The organism is Pseudomonas sp. P7779, from assembly GCF_013386315.1.
Taxonomy (GTDB): Bacteria; Pseudomonadota; Gammaproteobacteria; order Pseudomonadales; family Pseudomonadaceae; genus Aquipseudomonas.
In genome coordinates this window covers 99,184-115,191 of the sequence record NZ_JACARZ010000017.1, presented here as the reverse complement: position 1 = coordinate 115,191, position 16,008 = coordinate 99,184, and the positions used below count along the sequence as shown (strand labels likewise).

General features: G+C 59.8%; 15 protein-coding genes. 9 read left to right on the top strand and 6 right to left on the bottom strand.

The genetic code is table 11. The annotated features are described in order from the left end of the window. Nucleotides 1-122: 122 nt before the first annotated feature. Nucleotides 123-1,406, bottom strand: coding sequence for a histidinol dehydrogenase (gene hisD, locus HX869_RS06100; protein WP_178902866.1), 1,284 nt, complete (start codon nucleotides 1,404-1,406; stop codon nucleotides 123-125). A gap of 288 nt (nucleotides 1,407-1,694) precedes the next feature. Here hisD and HX869_RS06095 point away from each other — a divergent pair, with 288 nt between their 5' ends. From HX869_RS06095 to HX869_RS06085, 3 genes are read left to right on the top strand one after another with little or no spacing between them, the layout of a single operon-like run. Continuing rightward, nucleotides 1,695-2,414 (top strand): ThuA domain-containing protein, encoded by a 720-nt coding sequence (locus tag HX869_RS06095; protein ID WP_177068389.1) that lies wholly within the window; start codon nucleotides 1,695-1,697, stop codon nucleotides 2,412-2,414. After that, on the top strand, nucleotides 2,411-4,198 hold the full coding sequence (locus HX869_RS06090; RefSeq protein WP_102604522.1) for a thiamine pyrophosphate-binding protein: 1,788 nt from the start codon (nucleotides 2,411-2,413) through the stop codon (nucleotides 4,196-4,198). Before HX869_RS06095 ends, HX869_RS06090 begins: the two co-directional genes overlap by 4 nt. A 17-nt stretch (nucleotides 4,199-4,215) precedes the next feature. Further along, nucleotides 4,216-5,826 carry a GMC oxidoreductase gene (locus tag HX869_RS06085; protein WP_102369430.1) on the top strand — a complete coding sequence of 537 codons (1,611 nt, stop codon included), beginning with the start codon at nucleotides 4,216-4,218 and terminating at the stop codon, nucleotides 5,824-5,826. Between the two features lie 108 nt (nucleotides 5,827-5,934). Here the strand turns inward: HX869_RS06085 and HX869_RS06080 are convergent, their stop codons facing one another. After that, the gene (locus HX869_RS06080; protein ID WP_008431528.1) at nucleotides 5,935-7,032 is read right to left on the bottom strand and encodes a LacI family DNA-binding transcriptional regulator; all 1,098 of its coding nucleotides are present in this window, start codon (nucleotides 7,030-7,032) and stop codon (nucleotides 5,935-5,937) included. A gap of 55 nt (nucleotides 7,033-7,087) precedes the next feature. Continuing rightward, nucleotides 7,088-8,215, bottom strand: coding sequence for an MFS transporter (locus tag HX869_RS06075; RefSeq protein ID WP_178902865.1), 1,128 nt, complete (start codon nucleotides 8,213-8,215; stop codon nucleotides 7,088-7,090). 243 nt (nucleotides 8,216-8,458) lie between these two features. On the opposite strand from HX869_RS06075, the gene HX869_RS06070 reads away from it, so the two are divergent. Further along, nucleotides 8,459-9,721, top strand: coding sequence for an MFS transporter (locus tag HX869_RS06070; protein ID WP_178902864.1), 1,263 nt, complete (start codon nucleotides 8,459-8,461; stop codon nucleotides 9,719-9,721). Nucleotides 9,722-9,736: 15 nt separating this feature from the next. Here the strand turns inward: HX869_RS06070 and HX869_RS06065 are convergent, their stop codons facing one another. Then, a complete protein-coding gene (locus HX869_RS06065; RefSeq protein ID WP_032898777.1) occupies nucleotides 9,737-10,486 on the bottom strand; it encodes a hypothetical protein in 750 nt (249 codons plus the stop codon). 191 nt (nucleotides 10,487-10,677) lie between these two features. Here HX869_RS06065 and HX869_RS06060 point away from each other — a divergent pair, with 191 nt between their 5' ends. Beyond that, the gene (locus HX869_RS06060; RefSeq protein WP_003219652.1) at nucleotides 10,678-11,238 is read left to right on the top strand and encodes a fasciclin domain-containing protein; all 561 of its coding nucleotides are present in this window, start codon (nucleotides 10,678-10,680) and stop codon (nucleotides 11,236-11,238) included. Between the two features lie 56 nt (nucleotides 11,239-11,294). On the opposite strand, the gene HX869_RS06055 is transcribed toward HX869_RS06060, so the two are convergent. Beyond that, the gene (locus HX869_RS06055; protein ID WP_178902863.1) at nucleotides 11,295-11,492 is read right to left on the bottom strand and encodes a hypothetical protein; all 198 of its coding nucleotides are present in this window, start codon (nucleotides 11,490-11,492) and stop codon (nucleotides 11,295-11,297) included. A gap of 598 nt (nucleotides 11,493-12,090) precedes the next feature. On the opposite strand from HX869_RS06055, the gene HX869_RS06050 reads away from it, so the two are divergent. From HX869_RS06050 to HX869_RS06035, 4 genes are all read left to right on the top strand, one after another. After that, nucleotides 12,091-12,393, top strand: coding sequence for a helix-turn-helix transcriptional regulator (locus tag HX869_RS06050; RefSeq protein WP_003219649.1), 303 nt, complete (start codon nucleotides 12,091-12,093; stop codon nucleotides 12,391-12,393). A gap of 62 nt (nucleotides 12,394-12,455) precedes the next feature. Further along, complete coding sequence (locus HX869_RS06045) at nucleotides 12,456-13,448, top strand: zinc-dependent alcohol dehydrogenase family protein (protein ID WP_177023232.1); 993 nt, start codon at nucleotides 12,456-12,458, stop codon at nucleotides 13,446-13,448. Nucleotides 13,449-13,488: 40 nt separating this feature from the next. After that, nucleotides 13,489-13,746 carry a hypothetical protein gene (locus tag HX869_RS06040; RefSeq protein ID WP_102604527.1) on the top strand — a complete coding sequence of 86 codons (258 nt, stop codon included), beginning with the start codon at nucleotides 13,489-13,491 and terminating at the stop codon, nucleotides 13,744-13,746. Nucleotides 13,747-13,976: 230 nt separating this feature from the next. Next, nucleotides 13,977-15,305 carry an OprD family porin gene (locus tag HX869_RS06035; RefSeq protein WP_003219643.1) on the top strand — a complete coding sequence of 443 codons (1,329 nt, stop codon included), beginning with the start codon at nucleotides 13,977-13,979 and terminating at the stop codon, nucleotides 15,303-15,305. A 127-nt stretch (nucleotides 15,306-15,432) separates the two neighbouring features. Here HX869_RS06035 and HX869_RS06030 read toward each other — a convergent pair whose 3' ends face one another. Next, on the bottom strand, nucleotides 15,433-15,891 hold the full coding sequence (locus HX869_RS06030; RefSeq protein WP_003219642.1) for an Hsp20 family protein: 459 nt from the start codon (nucleotides 15,889-15,891) through the stop codon (nucleotides 15,433-15,435). Nucleotides 15,892-16,008: the final 117 nt, after the last annotated feature.

The following is a 16,008-nucleotide window of genomic DNA, read 5'->3' as shown; positions in this document are numbered from 1 at the left end:
GCCTAAGCGAGGAGCCGAGTGGTGGGGCAAGAGCGTTTTGCTTACTTTTGCGCTGTTCAAAAGTGAGCCGCTGTAAGAGCGGAACCAATCTCAGCCATCACCCAAATAACGGATATGTACCCTCAACCGTGCTTCTTGTAACGACGAATCCGAATATCCGCCTGCTCCTTGTGCCCCGCAAACCCTTCCATCCCGCAAAGCCGCGAGCAGTATTCCCCTACCAACACCGAAGCCTCATCCGTCAGCACCCGCTGGTACGTGCACGTCTTGATGAACTTGCCGACCCACAGCCCGCCGGTGTACCGCGCAGTCCCGGTGGTAGGCAATGTGTGGTTGGTCCCAATCACCTTATCGCCATAGGAAACGTTGGTGCGCTCACCGAGGAACAACGCGCCGTAATTGGTCATGTGCTCCAGGAAATACAACGGATCGCGGGTCATCACCTGCACGTGCTCGGAGGCGATGCGATCGGCTTCCTGCACCAGCTCGTCGACGCTGTCGCACAGGATGATTTCGCCATAGTCGCGCCAGGCGACAGAAGCAACCGGTGCGGTGGACAGGATCGCCAACTGCCGCTCGATCTCCGCCGGCAGGGTTTGCGCCAACTCCGCACTGTTCGTCAAAAACACCGCAGGCGAATTAACCCCATGCTCCGCCTGCCCCAACAAATCGGCAGCGATGATTTCAACATCGCTGCTGTCATCAGCAATCACCAGTGTCTCTGTAGGCCCGGCAATCAAGTCGATACCAATCTTGCCGAACAACTGACGCTTGGCCTCGGCCACATACGCATTACCCGGCCCAACGATCATATCCACCGGCTTGAACGTATCGGTGCCCAACGCAAACGCAGCAATCGCCTGCACCCCGCCCACGCAATAGATCTCATCGGCACCCGCCAAATACATCGCCGTCACAATGGCCGGATGAGGCTTGCCATCAAACGGCGGCGCGGCCGCAACAACGCGCTTCACCCCGGCCACCTTGGCCGTCAGCACGCTCATATGCGCCGACGCCAGCAACGGGTACTTGCCGCCCGGAATGTAGCAAGCCACCGAGCTCACCGGAATATTGCGATGCCCAAGGATCACGCCAGGCAAGGTCTCGACTTCCACATCGTGCATCGAGGCTTTTTGCACCTCGGCGAAGCGCCGGACCTGGGCCTGGGCAAAGGTGATATCGCCGATTTCCTGCTCGGACAGGCTCGCCACGCAGTCGGCAATTTCTTCGTCGCTCAGCCGGAAAGATACAGGCGACCACTGATCAAACTGCTTCGAATACTCACGTACGGCCGCATCGCCGTTACGGGCGACGTTGGCGATGATGCGCTCAACGGTATCGCGGACTTGGGCGGCAATCTCGGCTTGGGCTTCGACCGGTTTAGGCGTTTTCAGGTAACGAATCATCAGTGGCTCCAGGTGGTTCTTGAGGGCACGCGACATGCCCCCGGCATTGGCAACCATCTTTTCCTACCCCCCTGCCCCGGGCAATTTCGCAGCCTCCCTATTGGTGACGCAACCTGACGCAACACAGACGCAGTGTTGAAGCACTGCGGCGAGCTGCTGACGTTATTCGTATAACCCCCGATGAAAAACATGTAAGCCCCATTGACTTAGGGATTCGGAGTGATAGGTTAAATAAGCGGTTATACGTATAACCTAACAATCACACCCAACGTAAAGAGGTGATCAACCGTGAGTCGAGTCTTGTATCTATTCGGTGGCTGGCCCGGCCATTTCCCCTACGAAATTGCGGCATGGGCGCGCACCGTTTTCCAGGAACTGGATTTCGAGGTCGAAGAGTCCACCGACATCTTCACACTGGACAGGGACTTGACCGGTTATGACCTGATCGTGATCGGCTGGAACAACGCCGTCACTACCGAGACGCTCACCGCGTCCCAGGAAAACCGCCTGCTGCAAGCCATCGAAAGCGGCACCGGCCTGGTGGGTTGGCACGGCGCAGGCGCGGCGTTTCGCGCCAGCCTCAAATATCACTGGGTGCTCGGCGGCTCATTCCTCGAACATCCGATGGGCGAAGGCTTTCCCCACCCGTACCAGGTCAACGTCATCGACCACAGCCACGAGGTGACCCAGGGCGTCGAGGATTTCGAGGTACGGTCCGAGCAGTACTACATGCAGGTCGACCCGAACATTCATGTGCTGGCTGAAACCACCTTCGACGGCAACCCCTTCCCCTGGCTCAACGGCCATCGCAGCCCGGTGGCCTGGGTGCGTCAGTGGGGCCAGGGGCGGGTGTTCTATCACTCCATCGGGCACGACACCAGCAACCTCGCCGACCCGAATATCCGCCGCCTGACCAAGCAAGGCCTGAACTGGGCGACACGCGGGCGTGCAGCCAGTACCGCCGAGGCAACCCCCTCCGTTTCATCAACCCAAGGAGTCCTGTCATGACTAAATTGACCGGCAGCCAGATCGTGGCTCAAACCCTGAAAAACTATGGCGTCGAATACGTCGCCGGTATTCCCGGCCACGGTATCTGGACCCTGACCGACGCCTTCCTCGAAGAAGACTCCAAGCTCAAGTTCATCCAGGTGTTCCATGAGCAGAGCGCGGTGCATCTCGCCGACGGTTACTACCGGGTGAGCGGCAAGCCGATGGCGGCAGTGACGTCCATCGGTGCCGGCGCCGCCAACACGGTAATCGGCATGGCCACCGCGTTTACCGACTCCACCAGCCTGATGCTGATCACCGGCGGGCCACCCACTCACATGCGTGGCCATGGCTTGCTGCAGGAGCTGGAGCGCTACACCGACAACGACTTCCCGAAAATCGCCGAGGCCGTGACCAAGCGTCATTGGGTGGCGACCCGTGTTGAAGAGTTGCCGTTTATGATGCACCGCGCCTGGAGCGCAATGGTCACCGGACGCCCGGGGCCGGTGCACCTGGAAATCCCGATGGATGTGCAGGCCGAGGCCGCTGAAGTGACCCTGCATGCCCTCGAAGAGCGCACCCCGATCGGCAAATGCTTCCCGGACCCGGCAGCCACCGCTCGCGCAGTGGAAGAGCTGAAACTGAGCAAGCGCCCGGTGCTGGTGATCGGCGGCGGCGTGATTACCGGCGAAGCCAGCGCGGAATTGTTCGCCCTGGCCGAAGCCTGGAAGATCCCGGTGGTCACCACCTGGAACGGCAAGAGCGGCTTCCCGGAAGATCACCCGTTGTTCGCCGGCAGTGTCGGCCAGACCGGCACCCTGTGCGGCAATAAAGTCGCGTCCACCGCAGACGTGATCATCGCCGTGGGCTGCCGTTTCACCGACTGGTCGTCGTCCAGCTACGCCAAGGGCGTGACCTTCGCGATCCCGCCGTCGAAGCTGATCCACATCGACATCGACCCGCATGAAATCGGCAAGAACTACCCGGTGACCGTGGGCATTTGTGCCGACGCCAAATACGCCCTCGCCGCCATTGTCGAAAGCCTGAAAGGCGAGACGGTTGAGCGCGAAGAGTACCTGAGCGACCTGCGCGGTTATCAGGAAGAATGGGAAACCAAACTGGCGGGCCGTCGTGACTCCGATCGCTTTCCGTTCACCTCGCAACGCCCCCTCGGCGCGCTGCGCAAAGTGTTCCCGCGGGACACCATCGTGGTGGTTGGCTCGGGCAACACCCAGGGCGCGGTCAAGCAGACTTTCCCGGTCTATACGCCACGTACCCACCTGACCTCCGGCGGCTTCTCGTCCATGGGCTGGGCCGTACCTGCGGCCATCGGTGCGAAGCTGGCGGCGCCTGACCAGCCGGTGGTGTGCATCCTCGGGGATGGCGATTTCCTGATGACCTCCCAGGAAATTGCGATCTGCGTGACCAACAATATCCCTGTGGTGTTCCTGATCCAGAACAACGCCGGCTACATGTCGATTCGCGGTGGCCAGCGCAAGCAGACCAGCCGCCATATCGGCACTGAATTCAACCACCCGGACGGCACACCCTACAGCCCGGACTTCAAGGCGGTGGGCGAAGCCTTCGGCCTCAAATCCTACCGTGTGGAGCGCCCGGAAGACCTTGAGCCTATCCTGCAGGAAGCGCTGGATTTGAATGTGCCGGTGCTGATCGAAGTACCCACCGACCGCGATGCGGCTGGCCCTTGGGTGCCCGGCTGGTGGGACTTCCCGATTCCGGAATACATCACCGACGAACGCCAGGATGAGTACTGGCAAATCCGTAATTCCGAACAACACCTGTAAATGCCGGAGCGGCTCACATGAGTGATGCATTGATTTCGCATCATGCAGAGCTGAATCCACAACCGGGGGCGCCGCGCGAACCGCGCGCCCTCGACGTGGTGACACCTGATGCAGATGGCACGATCAACTGTGACGTGGTGATTATCGGCTCGGGCATGGGCGGTTCGACCTTCGCCCATGCCCTGCGTGACAGCGGGCTGGATATTGTGATCGTCGAACGAGGGGATTTCCTGCCCCGGGAAATCCAGAACTGGAGCGCTGAAGCGGTGTTCGGCCAAGGACGCTATCGCAATGCCGAACCGTGGCTGGACCAGGCCAACCAAGCATTTTCGCCGGGGGTGTTTTATTACGTCGGCGGCAACACCAAATTCTACGGCGCCATGCTGCCACGGTTTCGCGAGGCGGACTTTGGCGAGATCCAGCATGCCGAGGGCGTGTCGCCTGCGTGGCCCGTCAGCTACGCCGAGTTTGAACCCTGGTACGCCGAAGCGGAAAAGCTCTACCGCGTGCATGGCCAGGCCGGCATTGACCCCAGCGAACCCTGGCGTTCAGGACCCTTCCCGCAACCGGCACTCAAGCACGACCCGGCCCTGGTTGCGCTGGAACAAAGCATGCAGCGTGCCGGACTCAAGCCGTTCGTGATGCCGGCGGCGGTGGACTATGGCGATGGCGGCGATTGCGTATTGTGCTCAACCTGCGATGGCTATCCGTGCCTGGTGGAGGCCAAGGCCGACGCCGAAGTTTCTGCGCTCAGGCCCGCCCTGCGCAGTGGCAGCATTCGGCTGATGACTCGCACCACGATCCGGCAGCTGAACACCGATAACGATGGCAAAACCGTGACTCAAGCGCGGGGTCTGTTCGATGGACGCGAGGTGACACTGCGTGCCAAACGCTTCGTGCTGGCGTGCGGCGCAGTCAACAGTGCGGCATTGCTGTTCAAGTCTGCGAACGCTCAACATCCTCATGGCCTGGGCAATAGCTCTGGGCAGTTGGGGCGTAACTACATGGTGCACAACAGCACCTTCATGCTGGCGGTGGACCCGCGACGCAAGAACAACGTGACCTTCCAGAAAACCCTGGCCATCAACGACTGGTACAGCGCCAGCCCGCACAACGCATTCCCCTTGGGTAACGTGCAGATGCTGGGGAAAATCCGCGAGCCGATGATCAGTGCCATGCGGCCCTGGCTGCCGAAATTCGCTTCACGCTATATCACTGACCACAGCGTCGACCTGTACCTGACCTCGGAAGATCTGCCGACCCAGGACAACCGCGTCACCTACGACACGCAGCGCGGTGCGATCAAGGTTCACTGGACGCCGAACAACCTCAAGGCCCATGAAGGACTGGTGAGCAAGGCCACCCAAACCATGCGTGATGCAGGGTATCCGCTGATCCTCAAGGCGCGCATGGGCATCGCGACGAACTCCCACCAGTGCGGCACTGCCGTGATGGGCAAGGACCCAACCACCAGCGTGCTGGACCTGAACTGCAAGCTGCATGACCTGGAGAATGTATGGGTGGTGGACAGCTCGTTCTTCCCGTCGTCGGCGGCGGTTAATCCGGCACTGACCATCGCGGCGAATGCCCTCAGAGTAGCGGCACACTTCAAGGGGCAGCCCGGGTAAAGGTGGGAGCTGGCTTGCCTGCGATGCAGTCGACTCGGTCTGTCAGTGGTATTGAGTCGATGCCATCGCAGGCAAGCCAGCTCCTACAGCGATCCCTTAACAACGGGATCAGGCGTCTGCCTGCTGGATACTGCGGGTCGAGGTACGCACCACCAGCTTGGTGGCGAAAATCTTTTGCTCGGGCGCCAGCGGCGCATCAGCCGGGGCATTCAATTGCTCGGTCAGCATGCGTGCGGCGTACACGCCCTTCTCCACCATGGGTTGGGCAATGGTGGTCAACCCGAGCTGCACCGCCTCGGGAATATCGTCGAAGCCGATCACCGAAAGCGTCTGCGGCACTTGGCGACTGAGGGCGTGGGCGGTTTTCATGCAGGCAATCGCCATCACATCCGAGCACGCCACCACTGCCGTGACGTCGTTGGAGGTCAGCAATGTGAACGCTGCAGCCTGGCCGGACGTGGAATCCAGCCCACCGGCCTCGATCACGCTCAGGTCTTCAAACGCCAGGCCCGCGGCGGTGGCCGCCTCCACGTAACCGGTGAGGCGTTCGCGGACAATCCGCTCACTGGCACTTTTGAAGCGTTGCAGGTCAATCGGGCCGCGGTAACCATCCGGGTTGAGGCGGTCAATGATGACGCCGATCTTGCGGTGGCCCAGGTCCAGCAGATGCTGCATTTGCGTGCGAGCCGCACCGCGATCGTCGATGCCGACAAAAAACGAATTCTCGACCAGCGGCGAGTCGATCACCACGAACGGAATACTGTGCTTCACCACCGCCAGCACCGCCGGGTGATCATCGGGCAGGGTCGAGATAATCAGGCCATCCACCAGCCCGCGCAGGGCCAGGCTGCCGTGGCTAGCCGCCGGGCCCCGGCCTACCAGGCGGTTGTTGTTGAGCGGAAACAGTGTCAGTGCGACATTTTCCAACTCGCCCACTTCACTGATGCCGCGCAGCATGGCGATGGTGCACGGGTCGGCAAAGGCCAGGGACAACTTGTCCATCATCATCAACCCGATGGCGCCGATCTTGCCCGAGCGCAGGCTGCGGCCCAGCACATTGGGGCCCGGGTAGCCCAATGAAGCGGCCACCTCGAGGATATGCTCGCGCTGGGCCGGGGACAGTTTGGAAGGTCGGTTGTAGGCGTAAGACACCGCAGGCTGGGACACCCCTGCCGCCAGTGCTACGTCTTTCATTGAAACGGCCATCGCTTGCTTCCCAATCCTTTTGAAACCTCATGCGAGGTCATGAAAAAACAGGCGCTCAGTGTACCCGTTGAGGGGAAACCTTCGGAACCAGTCGTGTGGCACTGAACATGATTGCGACCATCAGCGAGGCAACCGCCAGCAGCGCCCAGGATAGATTCGTCGCGTGGGCGAACAAGCCGATCACCGCCGGGCCCATCAGGATACCCAGATAACCGAGGCTGGTGGCAGCGGCAATCGCCAGTTCCCCCGGCATGGTCTTTTGCGCGCCCGCCAGCGACAGGTACACCGGCGCGATGTTGGCCAAACCGATGCCGATGACCGCAAACCCCACCAGGTTCACCTGCCAGTTCGTCGCGAGCACCACCGTGAGAAAGCCCAGGATTACAATCAGGCCACCGCCCACCAGTACCAGCCGGGCGCCGAGCCTGAGCAGAATCCGGTCGCCACTCAAGCGCCCCAACGCCATCATCACGGCGAAGCAGGCGTAGCCCAGGCCTGCAATGGAAGGCTCGACATCACGCACCTGGGTCAGGAACACCGCGCTCCAGTCGAGAATCGCACCTTCGGCCAGAAACGCGAACAGGCACAGCACCCCCAGCACCAGGACTTTACGCGTGGGCCGCACAAAGATCGGGCTGCCCTCTTCGCCGCTGCGCCCGAGCATCTGGCGCCCGTAACTCAGGACAAACGCAGCCAGTGCCGCCATCACCGCGCTGCTGGCCAGCAACGGCGTGGCGCCCAGCCAGAGCAGCGCGGTGATCCCCGCCGCACTGACAATCGTGCCCAGGCTGAACAAGCCATGAAAACCCGACATCAAGGACCACCCGGTCGCACGCTCAACCATCACGCCCTGTACGTTCATCGTCACATCCACTGCGCCGCACCCTGCACCGAACACGGTCAGGGCAAACATCAAGCCCAAGAATGAATGTGTGGTCGCCAGCAGAGGCAGCGTCAGAAACACCAGGGCGATGCCGATGTGCATGGTAAAGCGGCAACCTTTGCGGGCGTTCAGGATGCCCGCCAGCGGCATCATCACCAGTGAGCCGAGGCCCAGGCACAGCAACAGGATGCCCAATGCGCCGTCGTCCACCCCGGCCCGGCTGCGCGCATAGGGAACCAGCGGCGCCCAGGCGCCCATGCACAGGCCGGACAGCAGAAACGTCAAGCGGTAGGCCGACATATGCGGCGTGGAGCACGGCAAAAACAACTCTTGAGACGACACGGAAACCCCAATACCTGAACAGTTGGAGTTATACGTATAACTTAAAACTCAAGCGCCAGCCACTGCCTTGTTACTGTTACATATTCTGGATTGATAAAGCATTGACAGCCCACAGGGTGCAGGTTTTACTTCCGCAAGGTTATTCGTATAACCCAAAATTGCATAACCACCCCACAAAAACAAAAGGGACCATGCAGCGTGATAAGCACTTTCCAGAAAACCCCGATCCCCCCGCGTATTCGCAAGGCACGTATCGCCACCTTTCTCGGCTTCATGATGATCGGCGCCATGATGTACATCTGGTCCACCGGTGTAAGCGTGTTCAGGACCCAGCTTGGCCTGACGGGAGAACTCGGGGACTCGAGTTTCGGCCTGATTGCCCTCGGGGTCGGGGTCGGCTCCGCAGCCGGTGCGCTGCTGGTCGGGCGGCTGCTGGACACCTTCGGCGCCAAGCCGGTAATTACCCTTGGCGCCCTCGCCTATCCCCTTTCGATTATCCCGCTGGGCTTCGTCAACGGTTTCTGGTTTGCGCTGTGTTTCGGCTCTGTGCTGGGGCTGTTGCGCGGCGCCCTGGATACCGCCTTGAATGCCCACGGCGTGCAGGTTGAACGGTTTTATCGACGCTCGATCATGTCCGGCTTCCATGCCTTCTATTCCCTGGGCGGCTTCCTGCTGGGCATGGCATGCAGTTGGCTGACCCGGTTCTACACCGACAGCGTGCTGGTGCCTTACACCGTACTGGGCCTGGCGATGTTCATTCTGGGCTGTGTGTTCAGCCGATGGTTGCTGGGCAAGCATGATGTGCCCGACGCCCAGCTCGACGACTGGCAAGCCGGCACCCAGTCCCGGGACGAAACCGGCAAGGGCCCTTCGGCCAAGACACTGCTGGTGATGATCGCTCTCGGCACCTTGCTGCTGGGCAGCATGATGGGCGAAAACGCAATTGCCGACTGGGGCCAGGAATACATTCGCCGGGAGTTCGCGACCACCACCTCGACCGCAGGCATGGCGGTCTCACTGTTCGTCGGTGCGTCATTCGTGGGGCGCCTTTTTGGCGACCGCCTGGCCGCTGCGTTCGGTAATGCGCAGGTGGTGTTTGGATGCGGTACGTTGTGCGTCCTCGGCATGATCACCACGATATTGGGCGGTACGGCCGTGACCGGCGTTGTCGGCTTCGCGTTGTTTGGCCTCGGCCTTTCGTGCATCGCACCGTTGATGATCTCCGCCGCCGGGCGCCGGGACCCGGCACATGCCGGGCGCAATATCGGCATCGTCAACTGCATCGGATTTTCCGGGATGCTGGTGGGCCCCGCCGTCATCACCGTCATCGTCAGCAACTTCGGCCTGAGCAAGCTGATGTTCTTCCCGCTGGTGATGCTCGGTTTGCTCGCGACGTTCGGCCCACTGCTGATGCGCGCGCCGAAGAAAACCGTTGCCCGCGGCAAAGCGCAAACCGAGGGGTGAGGGAGGCCCGCATCGTCACTGCACCGGCAGGAAATTCATCAGCAGCAAGCTTTGCGCGTAGTTGAGCCCGATGCGCCGGTAGCGTTCGTCGAGCATCTGGGTCAACAGGTCGAGGCGCGCGACGATCTTGCCGAACTCCACGGCAAAGCTGAGGTTGCTGCCCGCCTCCGAGATCTCGTTGGAGAACAGCAACAGCGAGCCATTGGCATCCTGGCGCTGACTGAGCAGCCAGGTGGCCTTCTCGATATTGCGCGCGGCATTGCTGACGAACTGCGGGTTGATCGAGTCCGTTATATAAAACTCGGTGCGCCCGCCGTGTGCCGTCACCAGCATGCTGCCGATCGCGTAGATGAAGGCGCCTACCCGGTCGCCGCGAAACTCCGGGCTCAGGGAATAGCTCAGCGCCGCCAGGTCGCGACGATCCCCCAGGGCAGGCAGCGGTTGCCGAAGTTCGATGGCCTGGCGGATTTGCCGGGCGGCGGTCACCGCGTCGGTGTAACCCGATTGACGCCACTGGTTGGGGTTGCGCAGGTAGAGCTTGCTCATCAGCAGATACAGGCTTTGCAGGTTGTCGCGCATGCTCAGGGTGGCCATGCGATCAACGCTGGTCTGGAAGAATTCATCGGGCTTGCCGTTGCTGAACTGCGTGGCAATATCGCGCCCCTGCTGCTGGCTGCAACCATTGGCGCAAAGCATCAAAACCGCAGCCAGCCACAGCGGCTGACGCATCCATCGGGTGATAAAAACAGGTAACGTGCGATCCATCGGCACCAGGTCTGGGTCTGCTGTCCACGCCGGAAATTAGTGTGGTCGGGACAGAGATAGATCGGAAGAACGGGAAAAAGTGCAGTGAGGGCGGCAAACCAATAATTTTTCCAGAGGTGCATCCACTTTGATCCTTGGTACGTAGATTCAATACCCTCACCCGGAGGGCACAAGCACCAAGGAGATACATTATGCACGCCATCTACAAAAAAATTGCTGCCGTTGCCTGCTTTACGATCCTCTCCGTCACCACATCCCTAAGTTTTGCCGCCGACACCGTAATGGTGGGCGGCGCGGCGATGTATCCGACGAAAACCATCGTCGAAAACGCAGTCAACTCAAAGGACCACACCACTCTGGTGGCGGCGGTCAAGGCAGCCGGACTGGTGGATACCCTTAACAGCAAAGGCCCGTTCACCGTATTCGCACCGACCAACGAAGCTTTCGCCAAGCTCCCCGCAGGCACCGTGGATACGCTTGTGAAACCTGAGCACAAAGCCGATCTCACAAAAATCCTGACCTATCACGTGGTGGCTGGCACTCATACCTCTGCACAACTGATGGCCGACGCCAAGAAGAACGGCGGTACCGTGATGTTGAAAACCGTGCAGGGTGAGTCGCTGACGATCAAGCTGCATGACGGCAAATTGTGGGTGGTGGATGCCAAGGGGGGCAAGGCCAGCATCAGCATTGCGGATGTGATGCAGTCCAATGGCGTGATTCATGTGGTTGACTCGGTGCTGATGCCGTAATCGTCGCTTGACACCGAAAAGCCCGAAGCAGTGTGCGTCGGGCTGATTCGGATGCTTCAGTTGTCGGGGTGTTCACTCGCGACAGAATCAGCCGTATCCACATCCGACATATCCTCTTCCAGAGGGGCGTCATCGTCCGGCGGTAGAGGCGCTTCAGGTTGATCGCGCCGAGGATCATGCCCGGTTTCATTGTCTGTACCGCGCGTTACGCCCTGCTGGGATACGTTTCCAGGGGCCTTCTCGTCAATTTCCATGCTGGCTCTCCGTTCTAGCGCGGGATGTCCGTGCTTGAACATGAGAAACGGTGCAGTGTCGCGAGTGCCGGACGATGGACGAACGGTGGGGATCAATTTCATAACGGCCCTAACGCTCCGAGAGACTCTATCCACCGCAGGATCGCGGGTTTCTCTGCTGGTTTTTCGCCAATGCAACACACCTCGGGGTCGGTGAGAGAACACCAGACAGACACCGGGTCTCCCACTCGCAAGCCATACGAGGCTTTACGAAGCGCCGTCGTTGACCAAGCGTCAACCGTCTCGTTGAGAGACTTGTGAAAGTGCTGCCCATTGACGCTATAGCTGAAGCTCATGAACTGGCGTCCGGCCCACGATGCCTCACGCCCGACGAAGGTTACGTAGCCAGGCACCACTTGCCCCGCGTCCATGGCGCTCATGAGTTCTCTCCTGAAAACAGCCCGGAAACACGTTTGTTTTTTGTGCTTTTACACTGTTATAGCTCAGAGGCCCGCAGCGCGACAGGTCCTTGGTCGCCGCCTACGGTGAGGCCTGAAACTGACTACCCTTTATATCTGACACACATTGACATATCGATAATTCTCGATATGATCGCGCCATGGACTTACTCGAAATATTCAAAGCCCTCTCAAACCAGACACGCCTCGAAATCCTGAAAGGTTTGAAGGACCCCGAGAAGAACTTCCCTGCACAAGATGAAGGGGACGTTCACACGGTGGGCGTGTGCGTCAGCAGTATTCAGGAAGGCATCGGGCTCTCGCAGTCGACGGTGTCCGGTTACCTGGCAACGCTGCAACGGGTGGGCCTGGTCGAAGTCAGGCGCATCGGCCAGTGGACTTACTACAAGCGCAATGAAGCCACCATCCGCAGGCTTGCCGAGATCATAGGGAAAGATTTGTAGTTTTTTTACCACAGAATATCGAGATTTCGCGATATCCCTTTTTGTCGAAACGAGGAAATGCAATGAAGGCGTTGATACTCAAGTCATTTGGCGGCCCGGAATCATTTGAACTTCGCGACGTTCCCAAGCCCGTTCCGCACACGGGGCAAGTCCTGGTCCGCGTACACGCAACCTCCATCAACCCGCTGGATTACCAGGTCCGACGTGGCGACTACGCTGACCTGGTGCCGCTACCGGCGATTACCGGGCATGACGTATCGGGGGTCGTTGAGGAAGTCGGGCCGGGGGTTACGTCCTTCGCGCCAGGCGACGAAGTCTGGTACACCCCGCAAATATTTGACGGACCCGGCAGCTATGCCGAATACCACGTGGCGGCCGAAGGCATTATCGGGAAGAAGCCCCCTGCCCTGAGTCACCTTGAAGCGGCAAGCCTGAGTCTGGTCGGCGGCACCGCCTGGGAAGCGCTGGTGGTGCGTGCAGCCCTCAGGGTGGGAGAAAGCATCCTGGTGCACGGCGGCGCGGGCGGCGTCGGCCATGTGGCGATCCAACTGGCGAAAGCCATTGGCGCCCAGGTGTTCACCACCGTACGCGACGTCAATGTCGAGTTCGCGCGAAGCCTGGGCGCGGACGTAATCATCGACTACGAAAAGGAAGATTACGTCGACGCCATCCTGCGGGAAACGGGTGGCCGTGGCGTTGATGTGGTGTTCGATACCATCGGCGGCACCACATTGTCCCGTAGCCCGGACGCGCTTGCGCAACTGGGTCGCGTGGTCACGATTGTGGACACGGCGCACCCCCAGAACCTCGTCCAGGCCTGGGGCAGGAACGCGAGTTATCACTTCGTTTTCACACGACAGAACCGCGGTAAGCTGGATGAAATGAGCGCACTGATAGCAAACGGTCAACTGCGGCCATACGTCGGCGCGGTCTATTCCCTTGCTGACATCCCGCTCGCCCATTCCCGCCTTGAAAGCCCCAACAACGGCATTCAAGGGAAAATCGCGATTGCCGTGTTTGCCGGCTTACAGGAGGATTGGCGCAACGGTGCCTGAGCTGATCGCACTGAACCACTTTTTTGGAGAGCACGGGTAAATGGCAGAACTGATGGAAAGGCTCGACGGCCCAAGGACCGCACAGCAGGAACTGTTCTACGACCTCGAAGATGCGACGGCCGTTATCGCCTGGTCGGTCAATCAATTGGCCACTATCGCCGGGGTCGCCAAATCACCCGACGAAGCAGTCGCCCTGATGAAGATGGGTGCACTGCTCGCGGCTCAGCAGGAAAAGCTCAGCGGGTACGCGGATGAGGTGAAGGCCGGAAGGATTGTGCGAGGAGAGGATCACTCGTGATAAATACGCTACGCACCCAACAGCCTTTCACATCCCTTTCACACTCGAGCGCTTATCGTCACTCCAGCTCCTAAGTGAACACCTTTAAGCCCGCACTCCCCATCGCGGGCTTTTCTTTGCCTGGAATTTGGTAAAAGGGATATCAAAACCTTCATCCAGTTTCATTTGTTGATGGCCTGGGCTGTCGCCTTAATGCTCCCACACGAACTCGTGCACAGGAGCAAAATATAATGAAAAAACGTCAACCGTTACTTCAGCTCAACACCTTGGCCGTGGCGCTGGCATTTGCCTTGCCGGCCATGAGCTATGCCAGCGATCAGTCCGACTCCAAGGGCTTTGTCGCCGACAGCAGCTTGAATATCCTCAACCGCAACCTGTTCTGGAACCAGAACGGCAACGGCGCCCACACCCGTGACTGGAGCCAGGCGCTGATGGCAACCTACAGCTCGGGCTTCACTCAAGGCACCATTGGCATCGGCATTGATGCGTTTGCCGACCTGGCGTTGCGCATCGACGGGGACACCGACCGCGCCGGTGGCCCGAACATACCGTCCGACGCCAATGGCAATCCGGATCATGGCTTCGCGAAGGCCGGTGGTGACGTCAAGTTCCGTATTTCCAATACCACGCTCAAGGTCGGCGACCTGCAGCCTACGTCGCCGGTGTTCGCCACCGCCGATAACTACCTGATGCCACAGACCGCAACAGGCTTCCAGATCGACAGCCATGAAATCACCGGCCTGAACCTGGAGGCCGGCCATTACACCTCCGGCACCGGTACCACCACCACCTCGCGCAGCGGCGACATTCTCGCCAGCTATGCGGGCGTGGAAGCGTCGTCGGCCAGCTTCGCGGGCGGCAAATACCAGTTCAGCAAGGAATTCACCGCGTCGCTGTACGGAGCACACCTGGAAGACGTGTGGAATCAGTACTACGTCAACCTGAACCTTGTTCATCCACTGACCGATGACCAGTCCGTCGCGCTGGACTTCAACCTCTATCGCACACTGGACGACGGCAGCGCCAAGGCCGGGACCATCGACACCACCGCAGCCTCGCTGGCGGCTGCCTACACCCTGGGTGCACAGACCTTCACCCTGGCCGGGCAGAAAGTGCATGGTGACGAGCCGTTCGACTACGTCGGCTTTGGGGAGACCAATGCCGGCGTCGGTGCCGGGCGCTACGGCAACTCGATCAACCTGGCTGACTCGGTGCAATACTCCGACTTCAACGGCCCGGGCGAGCGGTCCTGGCAGATGCGCTATGACCTGGACATGGGAGCCTTTGGCGCCCCCGGCCTGAGCTTCATGGCCCGCCATATTCGCGGCGCTGGCATCGACGGTACGCATACCCCCGGCAATTCGGCCTACACCGGGTTCTATGGCGCCAACGACCAGGAACACGAAACCGACGCCGAAGTGAAATACGTCGTGCAGAGTGGCCCGGCCAAGAAGCTGTCCTTCCGCCTGAGGGAAGCCTGGCACGATGGTGATGCGTCCACCGGGGGGCATCTGGTGCAGACACGCCTGATTACCGAGTACCCGTTGAATATCTTCTAAACAGGCGGGAGTACCCGGTTGATGGATCTACCGGGTACTCTGCGTAGCCAGGTATTGATCGGTAGGCGTTTTGATTCCACACACAAAAAAAGGCGCTACCAAGAGCGCCTTTTTTGTTACCGCTGACTTATTGCAAACTAACCTGACGCAGTTCGGGCTCTTTCCCGCTGCCAATCGTGATGCGCTTGGGCTTGGCCTCTTCAGGAACCACGCGCAGCAAGTCGATGCTTAACAGCCCGTTGTTCATCGAAGCACCGCGCACCTCGATATGATCTGCCAGCCGGAACGACAGCCGAAATGCTCGTTGCGCGATGCCCTGGTGCAGATAAGTGACTGCTTTCTCGGTTTCACGCTTGTCGCCAACGACTGTCAAAACGCCCTTCTCGACCTGAATATCCAAATCCGCTTCAGTAAGCCCAGCGACAGCAATGACAATGCGATATTCGTCATCACCGTGCTTTTCCACATTGTGAGGCGGATAAGTGTTCGGAGCCTCGCTGCGAAGCGCCGACTCAAACAGGTCATTGAAGCGATCGAAGCCCACGGATTGACGGAACAAAGGGGCCAACGAAAGGGTAGTAGCCATCTCAAAATCTCCTGATTAAATCCAAGTGATTAAGTGCGCGACCCGCATTCGGCGTCGCGTGATGAAAATTTATGTTCGCCGGGAAAATTTTCAAGAGGCCAGATAAAAATTTTTACA

Excerpts from the sequence above, each read along its gene's own strand:
- HX869_RS06060 (WP_003219652.1), top strand. The coding sequence starts at position 10,678 with ATGCACGCCATCTACAAAAAAATTGCTGCCGTTGCCTGCTTTACGATC.
- HX869_RS06030 (WP_003219642.1), bottom strand. The coding sequence starts at position 15,891 with ATGGCTACTACCCTTTCGTTGGCCCCTTTGTTCCGTCAATCCGTGGGC.
- HX869_RS06090 (WP_102604522.1), top strand. The coding sequence starts at position 2,411 with ATGACTAAATTGACCGGCAGCCAGATCGTGGCTCAAACCCTGAAAAAC.
- HX869_RS06035 (WP_003219643.1), top strand. The coding sequence starts at position 13,977 with ATGAAAAAACGTCAACCGTTACTTCAGCTCAACACCTTGGCCGTGGCG.
- hisD (WP_178902866.1), bottom strand. The coding sequence starts at position 1,406 with ATGATTCGTTACCTGAAAACGCCTAAACCGGTCGAAGCCCAAGCCGAG.
- HX869_RS06045 (WP_177023232.1), top strand. The coding sequence starts at position 12,456 with ATGAAGGCGTTGATACTCAAGTCATTTGGCGGCCCGGAATCATTTGAA.
- HX869_RS06050 (WP_003219649.1), top strand. The coding sequence starts at position 12,091 with ATGGACTTACTCGAAATATTCAAAGCCCTCTCAAACCAGACACGCCTC.
- HX869_RS06085 (WP_102369430.1), top strand. The coding sequence starts at position 4,216 with ATGAGTGATGCATTGATTTCGCATCATGCAGAGCTGAATCCACAACCG.
- HX869_RS06040 (WP_102604527.1), top strand. The coding sequence starts at position 13,489 with ATGGCAGAACTGATGGAAAGGCTCGACGGCCCAAGGACCGCACAGCAG.
- HX869_RS06055 (WP_178902863.1), bottom strand. The coding sequence starts at position 11,492 with ATGGAAATTGACGAGAAGGCCCCTGGAAACGTATCCCAGCAGGGCGTA.
- HX869_RS06075 (WP_178902865.1), bottom strand. The coding sequence starts at position 8,215 with ATGTCGGCCTACCGCTTGACGTTTCTGCTGTCCGGCCTGTGCATGGGC.
- HX869_RS06080 (WP_008431528.1), bottom strand. The coding sequence starts at position 7,032 with ATGGCCGTTTCAATGAAAGACGTAGCACTGGCGGCAGGGGTGTCCCAG.
- HX869_RS06065 (WP_032898777.1), bottom strand. The coding sequence starts at position 10,486 with ATGGATCGCACGTTACCTGTTTTTATCACCCGATGGATGCGTCAGCCG.